Source organism: Panacibacter ginsenosidivorans, from assembly GCF_007971225.1.
Classification (GTDB): Bacteria; Bacteroidota; Bacteroidia; order Chitinophagales; family Chitinophagaceae; genus Panacibacter; species Panacibacter ginsenosidivorans.
Window position 1 is genome coordinate 3,788,926 of sequence record NZ_CP042435.1, and the last position, 25,023, is coordinate 3,813,948.

Genomic DNA, 25,023 nt, shown 5'->3' on the forward strand with positions numbered 1-25,023 from the left:
TTGGCAAATACTGATTCAATGTTTTAGTTGACTACTGAGAGAGTCAATGATACTTTAACATTTGATGAATTATGTATCGCACACACACTTGTGGAGAACTTAGAGTAAAAGATGTAAACATGACGGTAACCCTTGCCGGATGGGTGCAAACCGTAAGAAAATTCGGCGCTATCACTTTCGTTGATCTGCGGGACCGTTATGGTATTACCCAATTATTATTTGGCGAAGACCTGCAGGCAGAACTGGATGCTAATCCGCTTGGCCGTGAATTTGTGATACAGGTTGAGGGCTTTATACAGGAACGAAGCAATAAGAACCTGAATATACCAACCGGTGAAATAGAGATACAGGTACACAAATTTGCGATACTCAATAAATCAGCTGTTCCGCCTTTTACTATAACGGATGAAACAGATGGCGGTGATGATCTTCGTATGAAGTATCGCTATCTTGATCTGCGCCGTAATGCCGTAAAGAAAAATCTTGAATTACGTTATGCTGTTAGCAGAAGCACAAGAAACTATTTACATGAGCAAGGCTTCATGGATATTGAAACACCTTTTCTTATAAAATCTACTCCTGAAGGTGCAAGAGATTTTGTGGTGCCATCCAGAATGAACCCGGGACAATTTTATGCTTTGCCACAAAGCCCGCAAACATTTAAACAACTATTGATGGTAAGTGGTTACGACCGCTATTACCAGATCGTGAAATGTTTCAGGGATGAGGATCTGCGTGCAGACCGTCAGCCGGAGTTTACGCAAATAGATTGTGAAATGTCGTTCGTTGAGCAGGAGGATATTCTGAACATGTTTGAAGGTTTGGTAAAAAGAATTTTCAAAGACGTAAAAAACATAGACTATCATGAAAAAGTAGAACGCATGACATGGGAAGATGCCATGTGGAATTACGGCAATGATAAACCTGATATTCGATATGGCATGAAGATCTGCAATATCAAAAAGCCTTCTTCTGTATATGTAAATAAAACTGACAATGCCGCTTTGGTAACCGGAGCAGACTTTAAAGTATTTGATGATGCGGAAACTGTTTTGGCAATTGCAGTGCCCGGCTGCAGTGAATATACACGCAAACAAACAGATGAGTTAACGGAATGGGTTAAGCGTCCGCAGATTGGTATGAGAGGTCTTGTATTTATTAAATGCAATGCAGACGGAACGTACAAAAGCAGTGTAGATAAATTTTATAGCGAAGAAAGATTAAAAGCCATTGCTGAAGTTACCAATGCTTCAAGTGGAGATTTAATATTGATTCTTGCAGGAGCAGAAGAGCGTACACGCAAAGCCACCAGCGAACTGCGTTTGGAAATGGGCAAACGTTTGGGGTTCCGTAAAGACAATGAATTTAAATTATTATGGGTACTTGATTTTCCGTTGTTTGAATATGATGAAGAAGGTAACAGGTGGGTAGCCCGTCATCATCCATTTACTTCTCCAAAACCATCCGATATACAAACGATGATCAATAACAATCCTGTTATTGAAGATGCTGCAAAGTACCTGGAACATCCATATGCCAATATCAAAGCGAATGCTTATGATATGGTATTAAATGGTAATGAAATTGGTGGGGGCTCTATTCGTATCTATCAAAGAGAACTGCAGGAAAAAATGTTTGCAGCACTCGGTATGAGTGAAGAAGAAGCATTGCATAAATTTGGTTTCTTGCTTGGGGCATTTGAGTATGGCGCACCACCGCATGGTGGTCTTGCATTTGGCTTTGATCGTTTATGTGCGATACTTGGCGGCAGTGAAAGCATTCGTGATTTTATTGCATTTCCAAAGAACAATTCGGGAAGAGATGTGATGCTTGATGCACCTTCTACTATTGATGATAAACAATTTGATGAATTGCAGATAAAGCTGGATTTAAAAGCATAAAAATAAAGAAGCCACTTTTTAAAAGTGGCTTCTTTATTTAGGTAAGTATAGTTTATTGTCTGTTATAATTTTGCAGGGTAAGTGCACTGAATTTTTTCTCCAGCGTATGAATTTTATCAACCACATCTTTTAGTTCAGACATACTTTTGCCCTGGTGAAAAGCCTTGGCAAACTTCGATTTTTCTGCTCTTAATGCTGACTCTATTTTTTGAATATTGGTTTGTGTTATCTGGCTGCTCATGATGTTATATATGACAAATTGTGTGCCTTAAAGTTAAGATTAAATAAAAAAGTTTTCATTTTTTGCCAGCTAAAGTTGTTAACTTTAAAAGCACTTTCCTGTTAGAATAAACAGGGCCGCCGGTTATTATTGCCACTTTAAGAGATCGTTTGCCAGGATCAATTGAATACTTCTGCAGGTTTAGTGTTTTTCTTCACACTATTAAAACCTTGTTTATGAATTATGATTATCAACAAAGTGATCTGTCAAGGTCTATTCTTGCCGGTTTATTTTCCGGTATTGTAGCAACAATTACCAATCTCATTTTTACGGTTACTTATAGAAGCATTACGCAGTTTTATGAATTTAATGCCATAGATATAACTACCATTGTTTTTGGAACCATATTACTATCGATTGCATGTGGTGCCATGTTTTATTTCTTTGTACACTACCTCAATAAAGGCATTATGTTATATCGCATAATGGTTGTGATAGTGACTATCGCTATCGTAATTACCGGTATCAATCTTCGTCACACTATCCAGGACGTAATACCTTACGAATTCCGCGTATTGGTAATTGGCACGCAAGTCATCATAGGAGGCCTTGCATTATTTCTCATTCCATATCTTTTCAGGCACGACAAAATAATCAGTTAGTTGATTTTACATCAATAGCCGGTAAAATTTTACCGGCTATTTTTTTACATTAGTTACCCATCATCATTGCTGCTATAAGGCATCGTTGCGTCGCACACTTCAGCGCCTGTATTAATTTCACCACTAAGCAGTCAGTTAACATATTAAACTTCTGTCTTATTTTAGTGTTTAACTAAAACAACCGCAGGCACTATTGGCCGCCTTTTTTGTAAATTCGTGTATATGGAGCAAGAGCAGGTAAGGATTGCTGAGAATATTTTACCAAAATATACTTTAAATGAAGAGCAGGAACGCAAGGAAATACTGCGACAGTATCGTGCACTTTTGCGCGCCTTGCGGGAAAAATTGAAACGGGGCGATAAAGAATTGGTGCGTACAGCATTCAAAATGGCTGTTGAAGCGCACAAAACAATGCGGCGTAAAAGTGGAGAGCCATATATATTGCATCCATTGGCAGTTGCAAGAATATGTGTTGAAGAAATTGGCCTTGGTGTGCGCAGCACTATTTGTTCTCTGCTGCATGATACAGTGGAAGACACAGACATAACACTTGAAGATGTAGAGCGTGAATTCGGCAGTGAAATAGCCAGAATTGTTGACGGACTTACCAAAATATCTTCTGTAATAGATGCCAGCAGTAGTCAGCAGGCGGAGAATTTTAAAAAGATACTTATTACACTTACTGATGATCCCCGTGTAATACTCATAAAACTAGCCGACCGTTTGCATAACATGCGTACGCTTGATTACATGAAGCGGGAAAAGCAATTAAAGATAGCCAGTGAAACGGTTTGGGTTTATGCACCGCTTGCACACAGAATGGGTTTGTATAATATCAAGACGGAGCTGGAAGATCTTTCCATGAAATATCTGGAACCGGAAGCATATAAAGATATTGCACGCAGGCTCTCGGAAACAAAAAGAGAACGTTCAAGATATATTAATGAATTCATAAAGCCACTTCGGGAAAAATTAGTTGCTGCAGGTTTGGATTTTGAGATTTATGGCAGACCAAAAAGCATACACTCCATTTGGAACAAGATCGCAAAAAAAGGTGTAAGCTTCGATGAAGTATATGATCTCTTTGCCATTCGCGTTATTCTTAATTCTGCACCTGAAAAAGAAAAGGAGGATTGCTGGAAAGTGTATTCCATGATAACAGATGAGTACACCCCATCACCAGAACGTTTGCGCGACTGGCTTAGTAATCCCAAAGCAAATGGCTATGAAGCTTTGCACACAACAGTAATGGGCCCGCAGGGAAGATGGGTAGAAGTACAGATCCGCAGTAAACGCATGAATGAGATTGCGGAAAAAGGTTTGGCTGCACACTACAAATACAAAGAAGGCAGTAATGATGAAGACAGGTTTGATAAATGGTTTGGCCAGATACGCGAAGTGATAAGCAACCAGGATACAGACAGTGTTGACTTTCTGCAGGATTTTAAAACCAGTTTTCTTGCCGAAGAAATTTATGTGTACACTCCAAAAGGCGATGTAAAAATGTTGCCTATTGGTTCAACTGCATTAGACTTTGCGTTCTCTATCCACTCTGCAGTTGGCAGCAAATGTATTGGCGCAAAAGTTAATCATAAGCTGGTTCCTATCAGTCATAAATTAAGAAGCGGCGACCAGGTGGAGATCATTACCAGCAACAAACAAAAGCCAACAGAAGACTGGTTAAATTTTGTTGTAACTGCAAAAGCAAAAAGCAAAATAAAAGATGCGCTAAAAGAAGAGAAAAGAAAAATTGCAGATGAAGGCAAATACATTTTACAACGCAAGCTGGAAGGCATGGGCGCTGCTTACAATCAGCACAATATTGATGTGCTGGTAGATTTTTATAAAGTCACTTCGCAGCTTGATCTTTTTTATAATATCTCCGTTAAGCATACTGATCTTAAAGAACTGAAAGAGTTCCATGTATTGGGCGATAAACTGGAAGCGCCCAAACCAATTAAACCCGTTGTTGAACATAAGCATGAAACAGAAACTAAAACACCGGCTTCCAAAAAAGATTCTGAACTCATCATCTTTGGCGAAAGCAGCGACAAGATCATGTATAATCTTGCCAGGTGTTGCAACCCAATTCCAGGCGATGATGTGTTTGGTTTTGTAACAACCGGCAAAGGCCTAACCATTCACAGAACCAATTGTCCAAATGCTGCACAAATGATGGCCAACTATGGTCACCGTATCGTTAAAACAAAATGGGCAAAGAATAAAGAGATTTCATTCCTCACTGGTCTTAAGATCATTGGAATTGATGATGTGGGTGTAATCAATAAGATCACGAATGTTGTTAGTGGTGATATGCGCATCAACATTTCAGCACTTACCATCGAATCGGGTGAAGGAATTTTTCATGGCACTATAAAAGTGTTCGTGCACGATAAAGAAGAACTGGATGAGCTTGTAAAACGCCTAATGCAGCTCAATGGTATACAAAGTGTAACAAGGTTCGATACGGAAGAAAAAGCAAAATAATTTACTTTGCAAACTTTAGTGCTACTATTAAGCTTTCGTTGTGTCACTCACTTCAACTTATTTTTCTTTACTCAACAAAATTAATATTTATCTATGATAGCAAGAATATGGCACGGTTATACTGTATTTGAAAATGCAGATAGTTACGAGCATTTATTACGCGAAGAAATATTTGAAGGCATACATAGCAGACAGATCGAAGGATTTAAAAGCATACAGTTGCTTAGAAGAAATCTTGCAGAGGAGACAGAATTTATTACGTTGATGATGTTTGATTCCATCGAATCAGTTAAAGTATTTGCAGGAGAAAATTATGAGACAGCTGTTGTTCCTGATAAAGCTCGTAAGCTGTTAAAACGTTTTGATGCAACCTCGCAGCATTATGAAGTGATTGTTTAAATGGTACTTCCTCTTTTCCCCAATTCAATAACTTCACAATTCTTTATTTTATTTCCATCAATTACAAAGCGTACCAAGGTTTTTACTTTATGCCAACCCTGTAAACCAGCAGCACCGGGATTAATATGCAGGCATTGCAATTTATCATCATACATTATCTTCAAAATATGCGAGTGCCCGCTGATAAACAGTTGCGGCTTCTCTTTCATAATTGTGTTCTTTACTCCGGGTTCATATCTTCCCGGGTAACCACCAATATGTTTCATAAAAACTTTCACCTCTTCACACATAAAGATCAGCTCTTCCGGAAATTCGGAACTTATACCATATCCATCAATATTACCATACACACCACGCAATGGTTTAAATGCCTTTAAAGCATCTGCAATTGCAGCATTACCAAAATCACCGCCATGCCATATCTCATCTACAGCTTTAAAATGTTCAAACACTTTCTCATCTAAATAGCTGTGCGTGTCAGAAATTAAACCAATCTTCTTCATTCTTTTTATCCTTCGCTAAAATTTCAAATTTTGTTCATTAATGTTCTACAGCTCTTCATCACAGTAGCACAAAGGCTCAATCAGGGCGTTACCGATAACGGGCTGTATATCGTTTTCGGTTGTCTTTTTTCGTTACTTTTTTGGACAGGCAAAAAAGTAAAGAATGTTATTCAGGCGCATTTATCTGTGGCAATAATTTCAATATCGTAAAGTAATGGTGGCTCTCATGCAGCAAAAAGAATTCGCACCAGCCACAAATCGTCCATTGACCATAATAAGGGTGCCTTGCAGTTTTTCTCAAATCTTCATCAGATAAACCAAACAAAAAATCATTCAGTGTTTTTCTTGTTGCATAAAATTTATTCAGCAACGCGTCATAATCCAGTTTGCACCATTCCAAAAAATATTCATCGTTGTCTGCAACATATCTTTCAAACAGCGGGTCATGTTCATGTGTTGCACGCAACATGCGTTCCATAAACACTTCATGGTACCTGCCCAAATGTGCAATGTTTTCCGCAACGCTCCATTTATCTGGTATAGGTCTTTGCTTTGCATTCTCATCATGCACACCAAATAACAATTGCTGCAGTGCATCAGGCTGGTATTGCATTCTTGATCGTAGTGATGTTTCCATAATAGCATTATCCCAAAACAGGGATGTTATTTTTTAATAATTTTGTTTTCACTGCAATTTACAAAAGAGCATTAAGATACTTCATTCAGTAAATTGCTTGCAGGAAAACACAAAAGATCTTGATATGGGAATCTTAACCGAACAAATCAGGGAATTCGTCAACAAACAAAAGCTTGGCTTTATAGCAACTGTATGCCCCGATGGCACGCCAAACCTTTCACCAAAAGGAACAACCATTGCATGGGATAATGAACACATTGTATTTGCCGACATTCATTCTCCCGGAACAATTACCAACCTGCTAAGTAATCCCGCTATTGAAATAAATGTCGTTGATATTTTTACCAGGAAAGGCTACCGTTTCAAAGGCATTGCCACTGTGTTTTCAAGAGGACGATTCTTCGATGAAGTAATAGCATATTATAGAGTGGCAGGCTCGAAACATGTTATCAAACATATTGTATCAGTAAATGTGCATCGTGTACATGAAATTACTTCACCTGCTTATGATACAGGATTATCAGAAGAAGAAGTAAAACAAAGATGGACCACTTACTGGAGCGAAACCCTCCAGGTCCCCATGAAGTGAGGCTTATAAAATCTCCTTACCTTTAACCAATGCCATTCCACAGAAACTTTACCTACTACATAGACAAACGCAAATGGAAATATGTTTTCCTTTTGTCGTCATTAGAATTATCAAAGCAATAATTGTTCAATAGATTTGTTGCAGTACAAGTGTGCGACGCAACAAAAGCATCATAGTAGTAATGCAGATCGGTAAATAATTATTTTCTTTCATTTGCACATCTATACATCGGCACATTTTCACATTATCTCATTTTCAAATTTTCAAATTGCCATATGCCACACTATCACACGCTCGGTACCATTCCGCACAAGCGCCACACACAATTCCGCAAACCGGATGGAACATTATATTCTGAACAATTATTTTCAACAGAAGGCTTCAACAGCGATAGTTCTTTACTCTATCATTGTCACCCGCCCACAAAAATTATAAAGACAGAAGCGCAGTATAGTGTAGCGCCAAAGATTGCCGAAGAAAAAATGCTGCGCCACCGCAGCTTTGAGGGCTTTAAAGTAAAACCAGCAGCAGATTATTTGGAAAGCCGCAAACCAATTTTGGTGAATAACGATTGCCATATTTCGCTCGCTGCACCGCAACAAAGCATGACAGATTATTTCTACAAAAATGCAGATGCAGATGAATTGCTTTTTGTGCATGAAGGCAGTGGCAAACTGCTTACACAATATGGAGAGTTGCAGTTTGCATACGGCGATTATCTCATCATTCCGCGAGGCAGTATTTATCAATTGCAGTTTGATAATGATAACAACAGGCTCTTCATTGTTGAAAGTTTTTCGCCCATACGTTTTCCAAAACGTTATTTAAGTAATTACGGGCAACTACTCGAAAACTCACCTTACTGCGAACGTGATATCCGTGCACCAGAACATCTTGTAACAATAGATCAAACAGGCGACTTCATCATCAAAACAAAGAAGCGTGGCATGATGTATCATATTCATTATGGTCATCATCCTTTTGATGTTATTGGTTGGGATGGTTGCTGTTATCCTTTCGCGTTCAGCATACACGATTTTGAACCCATTACCGGTCGTGTGCACCAGCCGCCACCCGTGCATCAAACATTCGATGCGCACAATTTTGTGGTGTGCAGTTTTGTGCCGCGCTTGTACGATTATCATCTCCAAAGTATTCCTGCGCCATACAACCACAGCAATATAGACAGCGATGAGTTGCTCTATTATGTTGACGGCGATTTTATGAGCCGCAAAAATGTAACACGTGGTATGCTTACGCTGCATCCCGGCGGCATTCCACATGGTCCGCATCCCGGCGCTGTAGAAAAAAGTATTGGCGCAAAAGAAACAAAGGAACTCGCCGTAATGGTAGATACATTTCACCCGTTGCAGTTAACCGTTGATGCACTCGACATAGAGAACGAAGGTTATGTAATGAGCTGGGCGGAATGATTTCGGATTTGCGATTTTAGTGTCTGCGTTTGAGTGGGCACTTTTTTATTTTTATGTACTTAGCTGAAGTAAGGCTATTAAGCATCGTTGCGTCGCACTCTTGTACATTCTATTCATTCATCAACAAGGTGCACTCCAGGTCAGACGCTTCCAAAGCGTTTGACCGGTATAGGAGCCACCCCGGTCAGACGGCTCAAAGCCGTCAGACCGATAACAGCAACAACTCAAAATATTTTGTATCTTAAACCATGCAGTTTTACCAAGGCAAAATATATCACGTCTATAACCAGGGCAACAATAAACAACCGATTTTCTTTACCAACGAAAACTACTTATACTTTCTAAAAGCTTACCGAACCTTAGTTGCGCCACACGCAGATACAATTGCATACTGCCTTATGCCAAATCATTTTCATTTTCTCATAAGCACAAACGAACAATCTGTACAGCAGGTAAAAGTTGGTAGCCTCACACTATCTGCATTATCAAATGGCATCAGAATGTTATTGAGTAGTTATGCAACTGCAATCAATAGACAGCAACATACAACAGGTTCATTGTTCAGGCAAAAGACCAAAGCAAAACCGCTTGACAATGGATCAGACAACTACACCTTGACAGCCTTTCATTATATTCATCAGAATCCTCTGGGAGCGAAATTGGTAACATCATTGAACGATTGGGAATATTCTTCTTTCAAAGACTATACAGGCTTAAGAAATGGAACATTGTGCAACAAGAAATTAGCGGGGCAGTTGATAGATACAAACTGGAATGATCTTGCAACTGAAACCTATGAGTTTTATAAAAACAAACAAGACCTAAGCGCTATTTTTTGAGCTTCGTGCATACCGGTCTGACGCTTTGGAAGCGTCTGACCGGGTAGCTTCGCAAGAATGTAACACGTGGTATGCTTACGCTGCATCCCGGTGGCATTCCGCATGGTCCGCATCCCGGGGCTGTAGAAAAAAGTATTGGCGCAAAGGAAACGCCCCTGGTCAGACGGCTCAAAGCCGTCAGACCGGCAATCTTGTACTCCGTTGCAGTTAACCGTTGATGCACTCGATATAGAGAACGAAGGTTATGTAATGAGCTGGGCGGAATGATTTCGGATTTGAGATTTCGGATTTCAGATTTTAGTGTCTGCGTTTGAGTGGGCACTTTTTTATTTTTATGAGCCCGGCATTTGTTTTTCATAGCATCGCCTGTTGCGTCGCACACTTGTGCGTTCTGTTCTTTGAATCCGATCTAAGAATAATTTTTATTTTTGCTTTGAAGTTTTACGGCACATTTCAACAACATTGAAATTTAAAAACTTAATGCGGATATTTGAATCCAGATTTTCTTTAACTTGATTTTTAATAATATTTTTTGCATGAAAATTCAACCCTTCCTCTTTGTAACAGTAGTGCTCCTGGCTTCTTGCAAAAAGAATTCGTCGGATCTTATAACTAAAAATAAAGATATCGCTGCGTTCGCTATTACCGAGCAATGTTCATCAGTTCTTCCCGCTCAAAGTGCTTTTGTAGATTCTTCATTGCAATTTATCAACTTATCGCATCTTCAGGATTCATCAGAGCAGAGCTATAGACCGAAAGACACATATTTGTGGGATTTTGGTGATCAAAATGGTAGCACTGAAAAAGAGCCGACTCATAAGTATGCGAAGCCTGGTGTTTATACAGTAAAACTCTACTCCTACTTAGAGGATCATTTATCTGATTCTTCTACACAACGTCTCCATGTTGTGTTAGGAAATAGAGAGTTTAGATTATCTGTTGACACATATGGTGTAGACATGGAAGAAGCTAATAATAATAGCTATCTCGTTCTGTACCGGAAAAATTATGGCGCTAATCCTTATACCTATGGTTTTATGTTGGTAGATAGTTTATTTAATTCCAAATGGAATTATGACATAGCGGGCGATGATAATACTGTTAGATTAAGTAGCATGAAAAGAATCGACGGCAATGCATTTATCTTGTCTGGCAACTATACGCCCGGAAGTACTCAGGAATTTTGCTTATCTAAAATTGATGCAAGCGGTAAGCTTATCTGGAATAAATATCTAAATAACTTACCTGGTTTGAATACTTACACGACAACAGTTTCGGATGGTGGCTTTTTAACATTAGGAACTTCTTACACACCAGCATTGAAACCATTAGCTACAATAGTTAAATGCGACGGAAACGGTAATGAGATTTGGAGAAAGCAGCTGGATAGTTTTGCAGTACTTAATAACATTGTTGAAACGACCGATGGATATGCATTTGCTGCAACTACTTCAAACTTCTCTCAGAATACTTATTTGTGTAAGATGGACTTGCAGGGGAATATTACAAATATGGTTTTGTTCAATTTTGGATATTATCACGTATATCAACCCCCATTCATAATTTATAATTCAAATGAATTTCTTGTTCCGACAAGCGAATATTTTTACTATTTTAAAAATGATCTTTCGCTTGATTTTAAAGTAAAAATGCTGCTTTCTTCCGGAAAGGGCGGTTTTACAGCAGGAAATAATTTCTATGTCTATTCATCACCGGAAAGCGCAGTAGGAAAATTCTCCTTCGACGGAGTTGAAGAATGGCAACTAAAGATTGACGATGTTATTTACACATCCTGTTATTCAACTTTATTGAATGTTGATAGATATTGTCAAAAAGCTATTTATACATCAAATAATGAAATAATTGCTCTTTCTTACGGGCGTAATATAGACGATGAATTTTCACTCTACTTAATGAAGATAGATCCGGATGGAACTATGCAATAGTTTTCTCTATCGAATCGCTAACCCTAGCGCAAGAATATAAACCCTTTGTTGGTGCAGGAATGAGGCGTTGCTTTTGTGTTTAGCTTCCTGTGCCTCGGTAGTAATTATATTTTCTATATTCGTGCATCATCAATTCAACTTCCTAAACATGCGGATGATTCATTTATCTTGTTTTATTACTACCATTTTTCTCATTCTTTTACTTTCATGTTCTTCTAAAAACGCAAAGGTTGTTATTTCTGCTGATAGATTAGAAGGGCTCACTACAATAACAATAGATTTTAAAGATGATAGCACTTATATTATAAAAGTATCTACATTTTTATCAAATGAAGAAGTAAAAGGAAAATACACATTTCATGATAGTTTAATAACTCTAACTAAAATTCCGGAAGATGGATTCCTTAATTCAAAGACTCTGTTACTTAAAGATGAGGGTATCAATAAATTGTTTTTGTATCAGTTAAGTTCAGACAAGAAAATTGATACGACATTATACGAATTCGATTGCTTTATTAATAAATAACATTCGCTCATCAGCACACCAACTTCACACCTCCACTCGCACTCTTCACTAGTTGTTTCATAAGGCGCCTCTTTCGGTTTGGTCATGCCGCAGGCATGATTCAAAGGATGGCGCAGCCATATCCGCAGAAAGAAGCAAATGCAGCGCCGTTGAGACAACGAAGCCCTGTGGCTTGAACAGAAGAATTATATTTACTAATAAATGCACCTGCTATGAGAATGTGTTTATTCCTGTTTAGCCTGTTTTCTTTATCTGCACATGCACAAAAATTTCCTAAAGTAAACTTCAATCATTTTTATTTGGTGATAGATTCAGCAGACCTGGTTGCAATAAAAAATTCAGATTTTATAAAAAACGAGTTTGCGGCAATGCAAACAAAAACAACCATAGCAGACAGTGCAGCTACATGGACAGGCACTTATCTCTTTGGGCTGGATAATTATTTTGAAATATTTGATAGCAGCGGTGTCGGCGAGCCAACAGGCATCGCCGGCATAGGTTTTAGTGTTGATGGAATTGGAGAGATTCAACAACTTGATACGATACTAAGTAAGAAATATAAAATAGAAACACGTGCAAGAGAAAAACAATACGATGATAAAAAGGTGCCCTGGTCCACTTTGCTGGATATAGATGATTCTGCTTTTAATATGCAAACCCATATTTATTGGTGGGTAATGGAATACAAACCGGAGTACTATGATTACAATCATTGGAAGTATACCAACAACCAGCTAACAAGGACTACTTATTTAAGTCAGTATGCAGCAGAAAGAAAAAATAAGATATTCAAAAGGTTTACCGGTATAACACTTAAAACAACGATGCAGGAAAAAAATATGCTGTCGGGTTTTCTTTTAAGCTGTGGGTATAAAAAAATTGATGAACATAGCTTTGCTTCACCTGAAGATTTTATCATTCATTTTAAGGATAGAAATAAAAATGACAGGTATGCTGTAGAATCAGTGTCGTTTGAATGCAATGAACCACACAGCGGAACTGAAAAAATTTCGGTGCATATTCAAATTGAGTTTCAAAATAATTCGGGCAGGCTCGTCTTTGAATGATCTGCTCAGCACTAATCCACCGTACAAGTGTGCGACGCAACAAAAGATTAATTGAAATTACAAAAGCCGGGTTCATAAAAATTTTCTAACTTATGGCTTCTTATAAAAATAAGCCATATGAAGAAAAATAATCGCAGACTATTTCTGAAGAATGCTGCCGTAATATCCGGAGTATCTATTTTAAAACCTTCCATTGTTTTTGGTACAAAAGCAAACTCTGCCATAAGACTTGGTATTATAGGTTGTGGTAACAGGGGCACAGCTGTTATTTCGTCGATGGTGCAAAATACCAACACAGCGATTGTAGCCATGGCAGATATTTTTGAAGATAAACTGCAAACCGCACTGCCCAAATACAATAAACTAAATACGGATAAACAAATGCCTGCAATAGCTGCGGCAAACATGTACCAGGGATCAAAAGCATATATGCAACTGCTGGAAAATAAAGATGTGGATTCAGTGCATATATCAACGCCGGCTTATGCACATGTTATGTTTCTTGAAGCGGCAGTAGCATCGGGTAAACATGTGTATTGCGAGAAGCCTGTGGCGCCTGATACTGCAGGTTGCAAAAGAGCGTTGGAAGTAGCAGGAAAAGTAGGCAGTAAACAAAGCGTGGTGATCGGTTTCCAGATAAGGCACGCATCGCCTTATGTTGAAATGGTAAAAAGAATTCAGCGTGGAGATATTGGTGATATAATAACGGTACAGCTTTATTATTTTTCTTCCGGTTCTGAGATACATAAACCAATAGGCACATCTGATGATGAGTTGCGTATAAGAAATCATTTTCATTTCAATGCATTATCTGGCGGCATTTTATTAGACCAGGGTATTCATATGCTGGATGTTTGCAACTGGGCACTAAATGCGCATGCAATAAATGCTATTGGCCGTGGTGGTAAAAAAGATCCATTACCGGTTGGTGATGCATGGAACAATTACCAGGTATTATATCAATACCCTAACGATATAAACGTAAGTATTCATTCAACACAGATGGGGCCGGCATTTGGCGATGTATGTTGCAGGTTCCTGGGCACGAAAGGCATTGCAGAAGCGCATTACAGTGGTGGCGTATTTATTAATGGCGATAATGCATGGGATTCCGGTGTTGCAAGAACAGAAGCTGAAATAACCCCTGAGCAAAGAACTTCAGGCGCATTTCTTTCTGCACTGGGTGATGCGGATAAAAATAAAGAACAACATTTTATCAGCAGTATAGAAACAGGTAATTATGTGAATGAGATAAGATCCGGTGTTGAGTCTACACTTACTGCAATATTAGGCAGGGAAGCTGCTGAAAATAATAAACCGCTTACATGGGATGAAGTGCTTACAACAAATGAGCGCATGGATCCCAAGCTTAACCTTACACAATTTGATAAGAAATAAAATCAATTACTCTTAAGGGCAATTGTTGAGATCTCCATTCAGCAGCACAAGAGTGCGACGCAACAAAAGTATCATGCTGTTGCTGCAGCCGGGCTCAAAATATTTTATGACTTTCTAAAAACGTAATGCAAGCTATTATAGCCGGATTTAAAAATGAGTATTTTATATATTCATACACTTAACAGTAGCTCAACACCACTACAACCTTATGATATGACAGACCACCGCCGGGCTTCCATTGAAATGGACAAAGCTGAATTTAAAAAGATCGGGTACCAGCTAATAGATTCTATTGCAGACTTTATAGACAGCATTCCGGAAAAAAAGGTAACAACAGGAGAGCCGCCAAAAGCATTACAGGCAATACTTGGTAATGACACGTTACCAGAGAATGGAACACCTGCTGAAACAATATTTGCCAAGGCGTCAGAACTGTTGTTTAATCATTCACTATTGAATGGCCATCCTAAATTCTTTGGATATATTACTTCCTCTGCAGCACCTGTTGGCGCACTGGCGGACCTGTTAGCGGCTGCGGTAAACCCAAATGTGGGAGCTAATATTTTAAGCCCAATGGCGACAGAGATCGAAAAGCAAACAGTAAAATGGCTGGCTGAATTTATAGGTGTCCCATCATCGTATGGGGGTATTTTGGTGAGCGGTGGTAATATGGCAAACTTCACGGCTTTTTTAGCGGCAAGAACGGTTAAAGCGCCTAAATCAATTAAGGAAAATGGCATATCCATGGATGCACAAAAGCTGCTTGTCTATTGCGCAAAGAGCACACATACATGGATAGAGAAAGCGGCTGTTTTATTTGGTATTGGTACTAAGGCTATACGTTGGATAGAAACCGGTGCAGACAATAGAATGAACATTGAAGTGCTGGCGCAAACTATAAGCGACGATAAAAAAGCAGGATACAAACCCATTATAGTAGTTGGTAATGCCGGAGATGTAAGTACAGGTGTAGTAGATGATATGAAAGCCATTGCTGCTGTTTGTAAAAAGTATGACCTGTGGTTTCACATAGATGGTGCTTATGGCATACCCGCTGCTGTTATTCCTGGTCTTAAAGATCTGTTCGCAGGAATTGAGGAAGCAGATTCTATTGCGCTTGATCCGCATAAATGGTTGTATAGCCCGCTGGAAGCGGGTTGTACGTTGGTAAAAGATCCCAATCATTTAATTGAAACATATAGTTCGCATCCGGTGTATTATAATTTCAGCAGTGATGAACCTTCTACACAGAACTATTATGAATATGGGCTACAGAATTCACGTGGCTTCAGGGCATTAAAAGTCTGGATAGCATTACAACAGGTTGGCAGAAGTGGGTATGAAAAAATGATCGGCGATGATATAGCGCTTTCTAAATTGTTGTTTGATCTTGCCAATGATCATCCTGAACTGGAAGCTGTAACGCAAAACCTGAGCATTACAACATTGAGGTATATACCATCGAAAGATATTGAGGAGATGTATCTCAATAAATTAAATGAAGCATTGGTGAACAAACTTCAGCAAGACGGTGAAGTGTTTTTATCCAATGCTGTTGTAAACGACAAATATTGTTTAAGGTGTTGCATTGTAAATTTCCGCACTTCAAAAAAAGATATTGAAGAAGTGATAGAGATATTAGTAAGAGAAGGAAGAAAAATGCATAACGAGCTACAAGAACAAACTGTATTGAAATGATAATGCAACCGGTCCCGGGCTAAAACTGACATATTTCCCCGTTTAAGTTCATCTAAACCCCTGAATGGCTTATGTACGACGTAAGTACTACGCATATACGACGCATGTACCGTTTAACAAAATGCGGGTTTTGTCTTATACTGAAATAGTTTTCAAATAATATCGCTAACAGTACTGCTGATACACTGTTTCCTCCAATTTATCCAACATGTGTTTTCGTGGTTAAAAGCAGCACCTGATTTTTGCTAATCAATAATTTTAAAAAACACCATTATGACAAAGAAAACAGGAAGAACAGAACAAGCAATTAACGCAGTGCTTGAAAGATTCACAGAAGCATGGAACACGCATGATGCAAAAGCATATGCAAACCTATTTGCAGTAAATGCGGATTTTACAAATGTATTTGGACAAACCTTTCATGGAAGGGTAGCAATTGAAGCACAGCACGCACCAATATTTGCCACCATTTTTAAAGACAGTCGCATTACTTCTATGAAGCCAACAGTAAGACTGATTGACCAGATTTTTGCAGCAGTTGATGTTACATGGACAATGAGTGGTGCAATTGATATGATTGGTAATTCATGGGGAGACAGAAAAGGATTAATGAACCTGGTAATGAAATTTGATAACGACGAGTGGTTCATCCTTATCATGCATAATATGGATCTGCCTGTTATTTCTGCAAACTAAAACAAGGAGTATAAGATCACATTTTCACAGAGTTGTTTCAATACGGCTCTGTGAATACTCTTGGTATCTGCATGATCTTTTTTTGTTCCCACAACATGCACCGCACAAGAGTGCGACGCAACATAAGCATCATAGATTTTCTGCAGCAGGGTACATAAAATTTCATAAAATTTTCTTTAAGCGATATCAATTTTTTTCTCAAGGTAAATATCCTGTATGGTATTCAGCAGTTCAACACCTTCTTTAAATGGGCGTTGAAAAGCCTTTCGCCCGGAAATCAAACCCATGCCTCCTGCACGTTTATTTATAATGGCAGTGATGGCGGCTTGCTTTAGATCTGAAGCACCTGAAGAAGCACCACCGGAGTTGATCAATCCAGCCCTGCCCATATAACAATTTAATACCTGGTAACGACAGAGATCTATCGGGTTATCAGCAGCTAATTGTGTGTACATGCGTTCATCCAGTTTGCCATAGCTGCTGCTACCCATGTTGAGTGCTTTAAATCCACCATTGTTTTCGGGAAGCTTTTGTTTAATAAAATCAGCCTGGATTGTTGCGCCAAGATGATTTGCCTGGCCTGTAAGATCTGCTGAAACATGATAATCCGCTTTGTCTTGTTTAAAAGCATTGTTGCGTAAATAGCACCATAAAATCGTTGCCATGCCCAGGTTATGCGCTTCTTCGAATGCCGCAGATACTTCACCAATTTGTCTTGTTGATTCCTGCGAACCAAAATAAATAGTCGCACCCACGGCAGCAGCACCAAGATCCCACACATCTTTTACAGAACCAAACATTACCTGGTCATGCCTGTTTGGATAAGTGAGGAGTTCATTGTGATTGATCTTTACAATGAAAGGAATTTTATGTGCATATTTTCTTGCTACCATCGCTAAGCCGCCAAATGTTGTTGCCACTGCATTGCAGCCGCCTTCTATTGCAAGCCTAACAATATTTTCCGGATCAAAGTAAAGCGGATTGGGTGCAAAGGATGCACCCGCACTATGTTCGATTCCCTGGTCAACAGGCAGGATAGATAAATAGCCGGTGCCGGAGAGTCTCCCGTTGTGGAACAGCGCGGAAATATTGCGAAGCGTTTGAACCGTTCTGTTAGATGGAAGAAAAATCTTATCGGTGAAATCCGGTGATGGAAGATGTAACTGATCTTTTGTTACTGTTGTGCAGGCATGCGTTAAAAGCGGTTCATTTTCCTTGCCAATAAGGGCAACGATATTTTCATAAGTCATACTGCATATTTTTTTGAGTGAAGTAAAACCAACTACCTATAAAGTTACGCTAATGAAAGGATGAAATTTTTGTCTGCAAAACACAAATAAAAAATAAGGAGTCACTGAGTAGTGGCTTGAATTAAAAAGCAATTAGCAGAAATCATTTTTACATTTACAGCATGTTTAGCAAACAAACAGTAGCAGTTCATGTAAAAGGCATGCCTGTAAAAGTTCATCTCGTATCAACTGGTGCGGTGTCTGTAAAAACCAAATTCCGCGATGCCACTAAAACAGGCATGCTGGCAATGCTTGATTTTATGCTCGACAAAACATTTACAGAATGGATGCCGATATGGGTAATGATCATTGAACATCCTGAAGGTTTTTTTGTAATTGATACCGGCGAAAATGCAAACGTGAATGATAAAAATTATTTTAAAAGCTCTGGTTTTTTTGCCAACTGGTTCGACACTACTCAATTTAAATTCATTGTAAATAAAGAAGAAGAAATTGGTCCGCAATTAAACGATCTCCAAATCCCCATTGAAAAAATAAAAGCTGTTGTGTTAACACATCTTCACCTTGATCATATTGACGGACTGAAATATTTTCCATCCACAGAAATTATTGTAAACAAATACGAGCATGATAAACCTTTTGGTGATCTTCCAAAACTTTATCCCTCATGGTTTGCACCCACCCTGATTGAGTTGAATCAACAATACGAGGCTTTTGATAAAGCCTTTTATCTTACAAAAGCTAAAGATCTTTTAATGGTACATACACCCGGGCATACTTATGGGCATTGCTCGATTGTATTCAATACAGATGAAGGCTGTATATTTTTTGGTGCAGATATTTGCTACTCTCAACAGCAACTGATCAATGAAAAATATTCCGGTACAAATGCCAGCCATAAGCTTGCACAAAAAACATACGCAGCAGTAACTGCGTTTGCAAAAGAACACAAAACTATATTCATCCCTTCCCACGAAGCTGCAGCAGCAGAGAGGTTAAAAACACTTACACCTGTATTTTAAAATGTTGCCACATCATTCAGCAGTACAAGTGTGCGACGCAACGAAAGCTTCATAGATATTCAAAAGCCGGGCTCAAAAAAACTATTTATCAAACGGCCATTCCTTGCTATACCTTGCTTTAATGCAAAAAGCAATTATTCCTGCAGCAATAACGCCAAGACCTGTTAGAATCATTTGTTTACCCGTTGAGAAAAAGATGCCGAGCCAGATGAGCACAGCTAATATTGCAGGTATAGGAAACAAAGGCATTTTCCATTTAAAAAAATTGCGGCCTTTTCGTTTGCTTAATATCAGCAATCCTGCAGCCTGGCCAATAAATTGAATTAATATTCTCATAGCAAGTATGGCACTGATCACATCACTTATTCTAAACAACAAACTGAATACAAATGCAACTGCGCCTAACACCAGTAATGATACATAAGGGAAATGTTTGCTGGGATGAAGCTTTGCAAATACACTAAAGAATGCGCCGTCTTTTGCTGCAGCATAAGGTATGCGGCTATAGCCAAGTGTTGCAGAAAAAACAGAAGCAAAAGCAACCCACAAAATAAGGCCTGTTGCAACGGTTGCAGCTGTTGGTCCTGCAATAGCATGTATAAATTCACTTACCACAAATTCACTGTCGCGGATATTACTCATTGGCAGAACGGAAGCCACACTGATATTCATCAGCAGGTATAACAGTGAAATACCAATAATAGAAATGAACATGCTGCGCGGAATATTCTTCTGCGGATTTATGATCTCGCCACCAAGATGGCAAACATTGTAATAACCAAGATAACTGTACGTAGTTTTTACAGTAGCAGTACCCAGCAATGCAGCAAATGCAAAGTTGATGTTTAATCCATCATTCACATGTTCTACCGGTGCAAGAAAATTTCCATGCATAATGCCTCCACCAATGATCCATGACATTGTTATCAATACACCCAGCCATAAGAGTACACTTATTTTTCCAATGCTTTCGATTTTGCGATATAGCAGCAGTACGATCAATATTACCACCGAGCCACTCACTATTTTTGAAGTATAATAACCCAAGGGTGCCAGGTAATTAAAATATTGTGCAAAACCAATAGCTGCAGATGCAATAACCAGCGGAGCCTGTATCATTGTTTGCCACACAAACAAAAAGCTCATGAGCTTGCCCCATTTTGGTCCGTAGCCTTCTTTTAAAAAATTATAACTGCCACCGGCCAATGGAAATGTAGCACCCAATTCACTCCAGATAGTAGCATCAACAAAAGACAATAATGCACCGGCAATCCATGCGTATAAAAACCATGGCCCATGCATGATGTCTGCAACGGTGCTGAGTACAACAAAAGGACCGATGCCCACCATGTCTGTCATGTTGATGGCTGTGGCCTGTAATAAACTGATCCTTCTTGTTAGGTGAACTTCGCTCATGTGAGAGCACAATAATAGTAAAAAACTGCAAGCTTTTATTTTTAGTGTTTTGCTGAATAACAGAAAAGTATTTTTATAAGCCGGGCCTTATATCATTGAGCAGCTTCGTTGCGTCGCACACTTGTACTTCCTGTTTGGTAATGATCTAAACGGTGAAGTGTGCGACGCAACAACAGCCTCATTATATTCTGCAGCCGGGTACATAAAAATTCTCTTTATTATACTATCCAATTAAAACGCTTCATGTATAAACTATTTGTTATAGTATTTAGAGTGCTGTTAACAGCAGTTACATCATTAGAACAAAGAATCCATATTGTGGTAAATTGGCAGGTGTGGCAAAACAGTACAGAGCTAAGAATTATTCATGAATCATTAAAATAAAAAAGCCCCGGTAATAAGGGCTTCGTTGTTTTTTATAGGTTACCAAAACGAGCTATGCAAATATGCAACTGTTCTTTAAAAATTTTACAAGAGATGTCACTTACATTAATTAATTGATCTTTATTTAACTTTTAGGATCAGTTGATCATGCAATAGACTTACTGTTCTATATTTAAAGAGAAAGTTATCATTCGGGATTGTAATTTATCAAATACACTGGAGTATTTGAGATTTGCATCACGTGCATGTAAATTGGCCATGCCGTATGTAAACTTTAGTTCAGGAGAAAGTGTAACAAACTTCATATAAAGATTGCAACCTATTCCTGTTTCCACACCATAATCATTTTTCTTTAGCTTAATAAGATCTTCTGCATTACGGTTACCGGCATTCGCCATAAGATCAGTAGATACGTATCCATCAAGCAGCAAATACACACGAAAATTATCTATCCTGTCAGAATTAAATTTTACCTGCACCGGAAATGTAAAAATGGAGGAAGGCAATGTTTTCTTTTGCGTCAGTGCTTCACCCGGCAGTGGATTTTTTAACGTGTAAGTAAAATATTTTGCACCACCAATAACAAGGTTGGGGTTAAGCCTGAATTCAAAACGGTTGTCGTATCTGAATGTAGCAAGAAAGCCTAAAGCCACACCGCCGCTGGCGCCTGGCTCAGCAGTCAATATACTATCGTCCTGCAAAAATTTATAACTCTTCGATGGATGGAGATACGTATTATTATATGCCAAATGAATTCCAAAATAGTAAGGAAGAGCATCATGATCGGGCCTGTTAGGCTCTTTAAATTGCGCATGTGCCATTCCAGATAAAAGAATGCAGGTTGTTAGCAGGAGCGCCACTTGTTTGTAAATCAAGTAACTTACGCCCATAACATATTTATTTCCAATCATTTGTATTAATTCTTAAAGTAGTTGGGTACAAGTAAGGATCAAATATTGATGTTTAAAATGATGATGGGGTTATATCCCCAAAAGTAATGTTTGAGACTTATAACGTTTTAAGGGCTGTTTTATTTTCCTTTGATTAGCGCAGCTATTTAGCGCCACAATAAATACAGCAGATACCCAGCGTGAGTGGTTTAAAATAAATGTTTTTATAACCTGTTTGTTTCATCACTTCTGTAAATTGTTCTCTTTCCGGAAACGCTTGCACAGAATCATTCAGGTATTGGTAAGCGTCTTTGTTGTTGGCAAACATGCTGCCTGCTGTTGGTGCTATTGATTTCATGTAAAAATTATACAAACCTTTGAAACCTGTTTGTTTAGGTTTTGAGAATTCAAGTATAACCAGCTTACCACCGGGTTTTAAAACCCGCAACATTTCGCGAAGGCCTTGTTCCAGATTTTGAAAATTGCGAACACCAAATGCTACCGTAACTGCATCAAAGGAATTATCAGGATATTTTATGGTTTCGCTATCCCCGTTAAATAATTCGATAACATTTTGTAAACCTTGTTTTTCTATTTTCTTTCTTCCCAGTGCAAGCATCCCGTCAGAAATATCAATGCCAATTATTTTTTCAGGTTTCAAAGCTTTCCACGTCATTAATGCAACATCTGCAGTGCCGGTGGCAACATCCAAAACTGTTTTAGGTCTTAGCTCTTTTAATTGCGCAATGGCTTTTTTGCGCCAGCTAATATCAATGCCGCCGCTAAGCAACCGGTTCAGGAAATCATAACGTTTTGCAATATTGTCAAACATTCCCGCTACCTGTTGTTTTTTATCCAGGCTGCTGGTATTATCAGGCACTATATCATCATGTGCAAACTTTGTCATAAGGGCGCAAAGATAATACCCCTGCCACTAAAGGGGTGTTATTGATTATGGTTATTCTATTTTGTTTAAGGCATTTTATTTTTCACCATTTCGGTTTGCTCAATAAGGGTAAAAGCGCTGAGGAGTGCGACGCAACAAAAGTTTAATACTTGTTCTAATTCCCGGTACACAAAATTTACCTATCCTAAAAAGCAAGAGCTTTAATAAGCCGGGCGTAAATAGTCTCCTTAAGCGGCAATGGCTTCATCGGCATAATTGTTGGTTAATATTTGTGCAATAACAACTAAATTGTTGTACTTCGCGTTCAGCAAAATTTACTTTGTAATTTTCAGGCAATAATTTTTGATCATGCAAACAGGAGAAGATATAAAACTGCTTAACCAGAAAATTGAACACGCATCTGCATTTATAGACAGGCTTAGAACAGAACTTTCGAAAATAGTGGTAGGGCAGTTGCACATGGTAGATAGTTTACTAACAGGATTACTTTGCAACGGCCACGTATTACTGGAGGGCGTGCCGGGACTGGCTAAAACGCTTACTATTAAATCGCTTGCCGAAGGTGTGCATGCAAAATTCAGCCGCATACAGTTTACGCCAGACCTGTTGCCTGCCGATGTTATTGGCACTATGATCTATAACCAGCATAAGAATGAATTCATGGTGCGTAAGGGCCCCATCTTTGCCAACTTTATTCTAGCTGATGAAATAAACCGTGCACCCGCAAAAGTGCAAAGTGCATTGCTGGAAGCCATGCAGGAAAAACAGGTAACCATTGGCGAGACCACCTACAAACTTGATGAACCTTTTTTAGTATTGGCCACACAAAACCCGTTGGAGCAGGAGGGAACCTATCCTTTGCCGGAAGCGCAGGTAGACAGGTTTATGCTAAAGATCATTGTTGGTTATCCGAGCAAAAAAGAAGAGCAATCAATTATTCGCCAGCAGGTGCAGAATGAAGTGTTGCCATCCATTAATACAGTGGCAAGCGTTGCTGAAATAATGCAGGCAAGAGACCTGGTAAAGCAGGTATATATGGATGAAAAAATTGAACAGTATATTGTTGATATTGTTTTTGCCACCCGTTTTCCCGACCAATACAACCTTAGCAAATTAAAGGCTTTAATAAATTATGGCGCTTCTCCGCGTGGCAGCATAAATCTTGCAATGGCTGCCAAGGCACATGCATTTATGCAAAAACGCGGCTTTGTAATTCCCGATGATGTTAAAGCAATTTGCAAAGATGTAATGCGTCACCGCATCGGCATCACTTACGAAGCCGAAGCAGAAAATGTAACAACAGAAAAGATCATTGATGATATTTTAAAAACCGTGTTGGTGCCATAGTGGTTTTCTAAGAAAACATTTATGAACCAAACTGCAGAATAATTATTAAGCTTTTGTTGCGTCGCACGCTTGTACGTTTTATATATTACTCAGCAGCATTAAGCAATAGCTTTTATTTCCATATTATTTTTTCTTCCAGTGGCACTATGCGTTTGCCTTCTTTAACTGGTTCATCAGTATATCCCAGGTACAACAAACCCATCATGATATCTTCTTCTGCAAGACCAAGATAATTTTTCATAGCCGGGTGATGGGTCATGCCGCCACTGCCCCATAACACTGCAATATTTAATGTACTGGCACCTAGTAAAAAATTTTCTACGGCGCAGGCAACAGCAGACATTTCTTCCAATGCCGGAATTTTAGGATTGTTGCCCCGTTTCATATACACAAGAATAATGTGAGATAAATTATCTCCCTGGTGTTTTAGTTTTTCATAATTGGCGGTAAGAAATTTTCCTTCAGGTGTATTTGCTTTGTATAACTCTGCATGATCGTTACAAAATTGTTGTACTGTATCTCCACTGTATACAACAAAACGCCACGGTTCTGTATGGCCATGCGTAGGCGCCCAATCGGCCAGTTCCAATAATTGCTGAATAATGCTATTATCGATCTTTTTTCCATTCATCAGCGCAGGTTTGCTGCTGCGCCTGCCTTTTATAATGTGCTGTAGTGTTTCAAAATTTGTCATGCCGCAAAAGTAGCAGCTTATTGCTGCGGTTGCATTAGCAGTAATTTATTTTACCTGTTTTCGAAAAGTATATGAGCGGTTAAGTAGCTAAATTTTTCGTTTGAAATTTATC

The 25,023-nt window shown here is 38.8% G+C and carries 23 protein-coding genes; 15 read left to right on the plus strand and 8 right to left on the minus strand.

Translation table 11 applies throughout. The features are described 5' to 3' along the window. Positions 1 to 71 precede the first annotated feature (71 nt). Positions 72 to 1,901, plus strand: a complete 1,830-nt coding sequence (aspS, locus tag FRZ67_RS15880; RefSeq protein ID WP_147191007.1) for an aspartate--tRNA ligase — start codon at positions 72 to 74, stop codon at positions 1,899 to 1,901. 52 nt (positions 1,902 to 1,953) lie between these two features. On the opposite strand, the gene FRZ67_RS15885 is transcribed toward aspS, so the two are convergent. Further along, positions 1,954 to 2,142, minus strand: a complete 189-nt coding sequence (locus tag FRZ67_RS15885; RefSeq protein WP_147191009.1) for a hypothetical protein — start codon at positions 2,140 to 2,142, stop codon at positions 1,954 to 1,956. 215 nt (positions 2,143 to 2,357) lie between these two features. Here FRZ67_RS15885 and FRZ67_RS15890 point away from each other — a divergent pair, with 215 nt between their 5' ends. From FRZ67_RS15890 to FRZ67_RS15900, 3 genes are all read left to right on the plus strand, one after another. Then, positions 2,358 to 2,783: a hypothetical protein gene (locus tag FRZ67_RS15890; protein WP_147191011.1), complete on the plus strand. Its 426-nt coding sequence runs from the start codon at positions 2,358 to 2,360 to the stop codon at positions 2,781 to 2,783. A gap of 222 nt (positions 2,784 to 3,005) precedes the next feature. Then, complete coding sequence (locus FRZ67_RS15895; protein WP_147191014.1) at positions 3,006 to 5,270, plus strand: RelA/SpoT family protein; 2,265 nt, start codon at positions 3,006 to 3,008, stop codon at positions 5,268 to 5,270. Positions 5,271 to 5,363: 93 nt separating this feature from the next. Next, the gene (locus FRZ67_RS15900; RefSeq protein WP_147191016.1) at positions 5,364 to 5,669 is read left to right on the plus strand and encodes an antibiotic biosynthesis monooxygenase; all 306 of its coding nucleotides are present in this window, start codon (positions 5,364 to 5,366) and stop codon (positions 5,667 to 5,669) included. Here FRZ67_RS15900 and FRZ67_RS15905 read toward each other — a convergent pair. Beyond that, positions 5,666 to 6,172 carry a metallophosphoesterase family protein gene (locus FRZ67_RS15905; RefSeq protein ID WP_147191018.1) on the minus strand — a complete coding sequence of 169 codons (507 nt, stop codon included), beginning with the start codon at positions 6,170 to 6,172 and terminating at the stop codon, positions 5,666 to 5,668. The genes FRZ67_RS15900 and FRZ67_RS15905 overlap by 4 nt on opposite strands. 166 nt (positions 6,173 to 6,338) lie before the next feature. After that, positions 6,339 to 6,809 (minus strand): DinB family protein, encoded by a 471-nt coding sequence (locus FRZ67_RS15910; RefSeq protein ID WP_147191020.1) that lies wholly within the window; start codon positions 6,807 to 6,809, stop codon positions 6,339 to 6,341. Positions 6,810 to 6,933: 124 nt separating this feature from the next. Between FRZ67_RS15910 and FRZ67_RS15915 the strand changes: the two genes are divergently transcribed. The 9 genes from FRZ67_RS15915 to FRZ67_RS15960 all read left to right on the plus strand — a co-directional run bounded on the left by FRZ67_RS15915 (position 6,934) and on the right by FRZ67_RS15960 (position 17,001). Continuing rightward, a complete protein-coding gene (locus FRZ67_RS15915) occupies positions 6,934 to 7,398 on the plus strand; it encodes a pyridoxamine 5'-phosphate oxidase family protein (protein WP_147191022.1) in 465 nt (154 codons plus the stop codon). A 275-nt stretch (positions 7,399 to 7,673) separates the two neighbouring features. Continuing rightward, positions 7,674 to 8,831: a homogentisate 1,2-dioxygenase gene (locus tag FRZ67_RS15920; RefSeq protein WP_147191024.1), complete on the plus strand. Its 1,158-nt coding sequence runs from the start codon at positions 7,674 to 7,676 to the stop codon at positions 8,829 to 8,831. 248 nt (positions 8,832 to 9,079) lie between these two features. Continuing rightward, positions 9,080 to 9,670: a transposase gene (locus FRZ67_RS15925; protein WP_147191026.1), complete on the plus strand. Its 591-nt coding sequence runs from the start codon at positions 9,080 to 9,082 to the stop codon at positions 9,668 to 9,670. 536 nt (positions 9,671 to 10,206) lie between these two features. Continuing rightward, entirely contained in the window at positions 10,207 to 11,616 is a 1,410-nt protein-coding gene (locus FRZ67_RS15935; protein WP_147191028.1) for a PKD domain-containing protein, read from the plus strand. Between the two features lie 148 nt (positions 11,617 to 11,764). Beyond that, positions 11,765 to 12,142, plus strand: coding sequence for a hypothetical protein (locus tag FRZ67_RS15940; RefSeq protein WP_147191030.1), 378 nt, complete (start codon positions 11,765 to 11,767; stop codon positions 12,140 to 12,142). A 212-nt stretch (positions 12,143 to 12,354) separates the two neighbouring features. After that, complete coding sequence (locus FRZ67_RS15945) at positions 12,355 to 13,209, plus strand: DUF5829 family protein (protein ID WP_147191031.1); 855 nt, start codon at positions 12,355 to 12,357, stop codon at positions 13,207 to 13,209. 117 nt (positions 13,210 to 13,326) lie between these two features. Continuing rightward, entirely contained in the window at positions 13,327 to 14,607 is a 1,281-nt protein-coding gene (locus FRZ67_RS15950; protein ID WP_147191033.1) for a Gfo/Idh/MocA family protein, read from the plus strand. Between the two features lie 153 nt (positions 14,608 to 14,760). Further along, positions 14,761 to 16,305 (plus strand): pyridoxal phosphate-dependent decarboxylase family protein, encoded by a 1,545-nt coding sequence (locus FRZ67_RS15955; RefSeq protein ID WP_225975368.1) that lies wholly within the window; start codon positions 14,761 to 14,763, stop codon positions 16,303 to 16,305. A gap of 273 nt (positions 16,306 to 16,578) precedes the next feature. Then, positions 16,579 to 17,001, plus strand: a complete 423-nt coding sequence (locus FRZ67_RS15960; RefSeq protein WP_147191037.1) for an SgcJ/EcaC family oxidoreductase — start codon at positions 16,579 to 16,581, stop codon at positions 16,999 to 17,001. A 176-nt stretch (positions 17,002 to 17,177) separates the two neighbouring features. Here FRZ67_RS15960 and FRZ67_RS15965 read toward each other — a convergent pair whose 3' ends face one another. After that, positions 17,178 to 18,251 (minus strand): class I fructose-bisphosphate aldolase, encoded by a 1,074-nt coding sequence (locus tag FRZ67_RS15965; protein ID WP_147191039.1) that lies wholly within the window; start codon positions 18,249 to 18,251, stop codon positions 17,178 to 17,180. Positions 18,252 to 18,412: 161 nt separating this feature from the next. Here FRZ67_RS15965 and FRZ67_RS15970 point away from each other — a divergent pair, with 161 nt between their 5' ends. Continuing rightward, positions 18,413 to 19,273 (plus strand): MBL fold metallo-hydrolase, encoded by an 861-nt coding sequence (locus tag FRZ67_RS15970; protein ID WP_147191042.1) that lies wholly within the window; start codon positions 18,413 to 18,415, stop codon positions 19,271 to 19,273. 81 nt (positions 19,274 to 19,354) lie between these two features. Here FRZ67_RS15970 and FRZ67_RS15975 read toward each other — a convergent pair whose 3' ends face one another. The 3 genes from FRZ67_RS15975 to ubiE form a co-directional block, all read right to left on the minus strand. After that, positions 19,355 to 20,689: an APC family permease gene (locus FRZ67_RS15975; RefSeq protein WP_147191044.1), complete on the minus strand. Its 1,335-nt coding sequence runs from the start codon at positions 20,687 to 20,689 to the stop codon at positions 19,355 to 19,357. A gap of 542 nt (positions 20,690 to 21,231) precedes the next feature. Then, positions 21,232 to 21,963, minus strand: a complete 732-nt coding sequence (gene porT / locus FRZ67_RS15980; protein ID WP_158638385.1) for a type IX secretion/gliding motility protein PorT/SprT — start codon at positions 21,961 to 21,963, stop codon at positions 21,232 to 21,234. A 163-nt stretch (positions 21,964 to 22,126) separates the two neighbouring features. Further along, positions 22,127 to 22,870, minus strand: coding sequence for a bifunctional demethylmenaquinone methyltransferase/2-methoxy-6-polyprenyl-1,4-benzoquinol methylase UbiE (ubiE, locus tag FRZ67_RS15985; RefSeq protein ID WP_147191048.1), 744 nt, complete (start codon positions 22,868 to 22,870; stop codon positions 22,127 to 22,129). A gap of 348 nt (positions 22,871 to 23,218) precedes the next feature. Here ubiE and FRZ67_RS15990 point away from each other — a divergent pair, with 348 nt between their 5' ends. Next, a complete protein-coding gene (locus FRZ67_RS15990) occupies positions 23,219 to 24,217 on the plus strand; it encodes an AAA family ATPase (protein WP_147191050.1) in 999 nt (332 codons plus the stop codon). Between the two features lie 112 nt (positions 24,218 to 24,329). Here the strand turns inward: FRZ67_RS15990 and FRZ67_RS15995 are convergent, their stop codons facing one another. After that, entirely contained in the window at positions 24,330 to 24,911 is a 582-nt protein-coding gene (locus tag FRZ67_RS15995) for a nitroreductase family protein (protein ID WP_147191052.1), read from the minus strand. Positions 24,912 to 25,023: the final 112 nt, after the last annotated feature.

Coding starts and splice junctions, on each gene's coding strand:
- FRZ67_RS15945 (WP_147191031.1), top strand. CDS start 12,355: ATGAGAATGTGTTTATTCCTGTTTAGCCTGTTTTCTTTATCTGCACAT.
- FRZ67_RS15990 (WP_147191050.1), top strand. CDS start 23,219: ATGCAAACAGGAGAAGATATAAAACTGCTTAACCAGAAAATTGAACAC.
- FRZ67_RS15935 (WP_147191028.1), top strand. CDS start 10,207: ATGAAAATTCAACCCTTCCTCTTTGTAACAGTAGTGCTCCTGGCTTCT.
- FRZ67_RS15915 (WP_147191022.1), top strand. CDS start 6,934: ATGGGAATCTTAACCGAACAAATCAGGGAATTCGTCAACAAACAAAAG.
- FRZ67_RS15895 (WP_147191014.1), top strand. CDS start 3,006: ATGGAGCAAGAGCAGGTAAGGATTGCTGAGAATATTTTACCAAAATAT.
- FRZ67_RS15940 (WP_147191030.1), top strand. CDS start 11,765: ATGCGGATGATTCATTTATCTTGTTTTATTACTACCATTTTTCTCATT.
- FRZ67_RS15975 (WP_147191044.1), bottom strand. CDS start 20,689: ATGAGCGAAGTTCACCTAACAAGAAGGATCAGTTTATTACAGGCCACA.
- FRZ67_RS15905 (WP_147191018.1), bottom strand. CDS start 6,172: ATGAAGAAGATTGGTTTAATTTCTGACACGCACAGCTATTTAGATGAG.
- FRZ67_RS15910 (WP_147191020.1), bottom strand. CDS start 6,809: ATGGAAACATCACTACGATCAAGAATGCAATACCAGCCTGATGCACTG.
- FRZ67_RS15955 (WP_225975368.1), top strand. CDS start 14,761: ATGAGTATTTTATATATTCATACACTTAACAGTAGCTCAACACCACTA.
- FRZ67_RS15960 (WP_147191037.1), top strand. CDS start 16,579: ATGACAAAGAAAACAGGAAGAACAGAACAAGCAATTAACGCAGTGCTT.
- FRZ67_RS15970 (WP_147191042.1), top strand. CDS start 18,413: ATGTTTAGCAAACAAACAGTAGCAGTTCATGTAAAAGGCATGCCTGTA.
- FRZ67_RS15900 (WP_147191016.1), top strand. CDS start 5,364: ATGATAGCAAGAATATGGCACGGTTATACTGTATTTGAAAATGCAGAT.
- FRZ67_RS15995 (WP_147191052.1), bottom strand. CDS start 24,911: ATGACAAATTTTGAAACACTACAGCACATTATAAAAGGCAGGCGCAGC.
- ubiE (WP_147191048.1), bottom strand. CDS start 22,870: ATGACAAAGTTTGCACATGATGATATAGTGCCTGATAATACCAGCAGC.
- aspS (WP_147191007.1), top strand. CDS start 72: ATGTATCGCACACACACTTGTGGAGAACTTAGAGTAAAAGATGTAAAC.
- FRZ67_RS15890 (WP_147191011.1), top strand. CDS start 2,358: ATGAATTATGATTATCAACAAAGTGATCTGTCAAGGTCTATTCTTGCC.
- porT (WP_158638385.1), bottom strand. CDS start 21,963: ATGGGCGTAAGTTACTTGATTTACAAACAAGTGGCGCTCCTGCTAACA.
- FRZ67_RS15950 (WP_147191033.1), top strand. CDS start 13,327: ATGAAGAAAAATAATCGCAGACTATTTCTGAAGAATGCTGCCGTAATA.
- FRZ67_RS15885 (WP_147191009.1), bottom strand. CDS start 2,142: ATGAGCAGCCAGATAACACAAACCAATATTCAAAAAATAGAGTCAGCA.
- FRZ67_RS15965 (WP_147191039.1), bottom strand. CDS start 18,251: ATGACTTATGAAAATATCGTTGCCCTTATTGGCAAGGAAAATGAACCG.
- FRZ67_RS15925 (WP_147191026.1), top strand. CDS start 9,080: ATGCAGTTTTACCAAGGCAAAATATATCACGTCTATAACCAGGGCAAC.
- FRZ67_RS15920 (WP_147191024.1), top strand. CDS start 7,674: ATGCCACACTATCACACGCTCGGTACCATTCCGCACAAGCGCCACACA.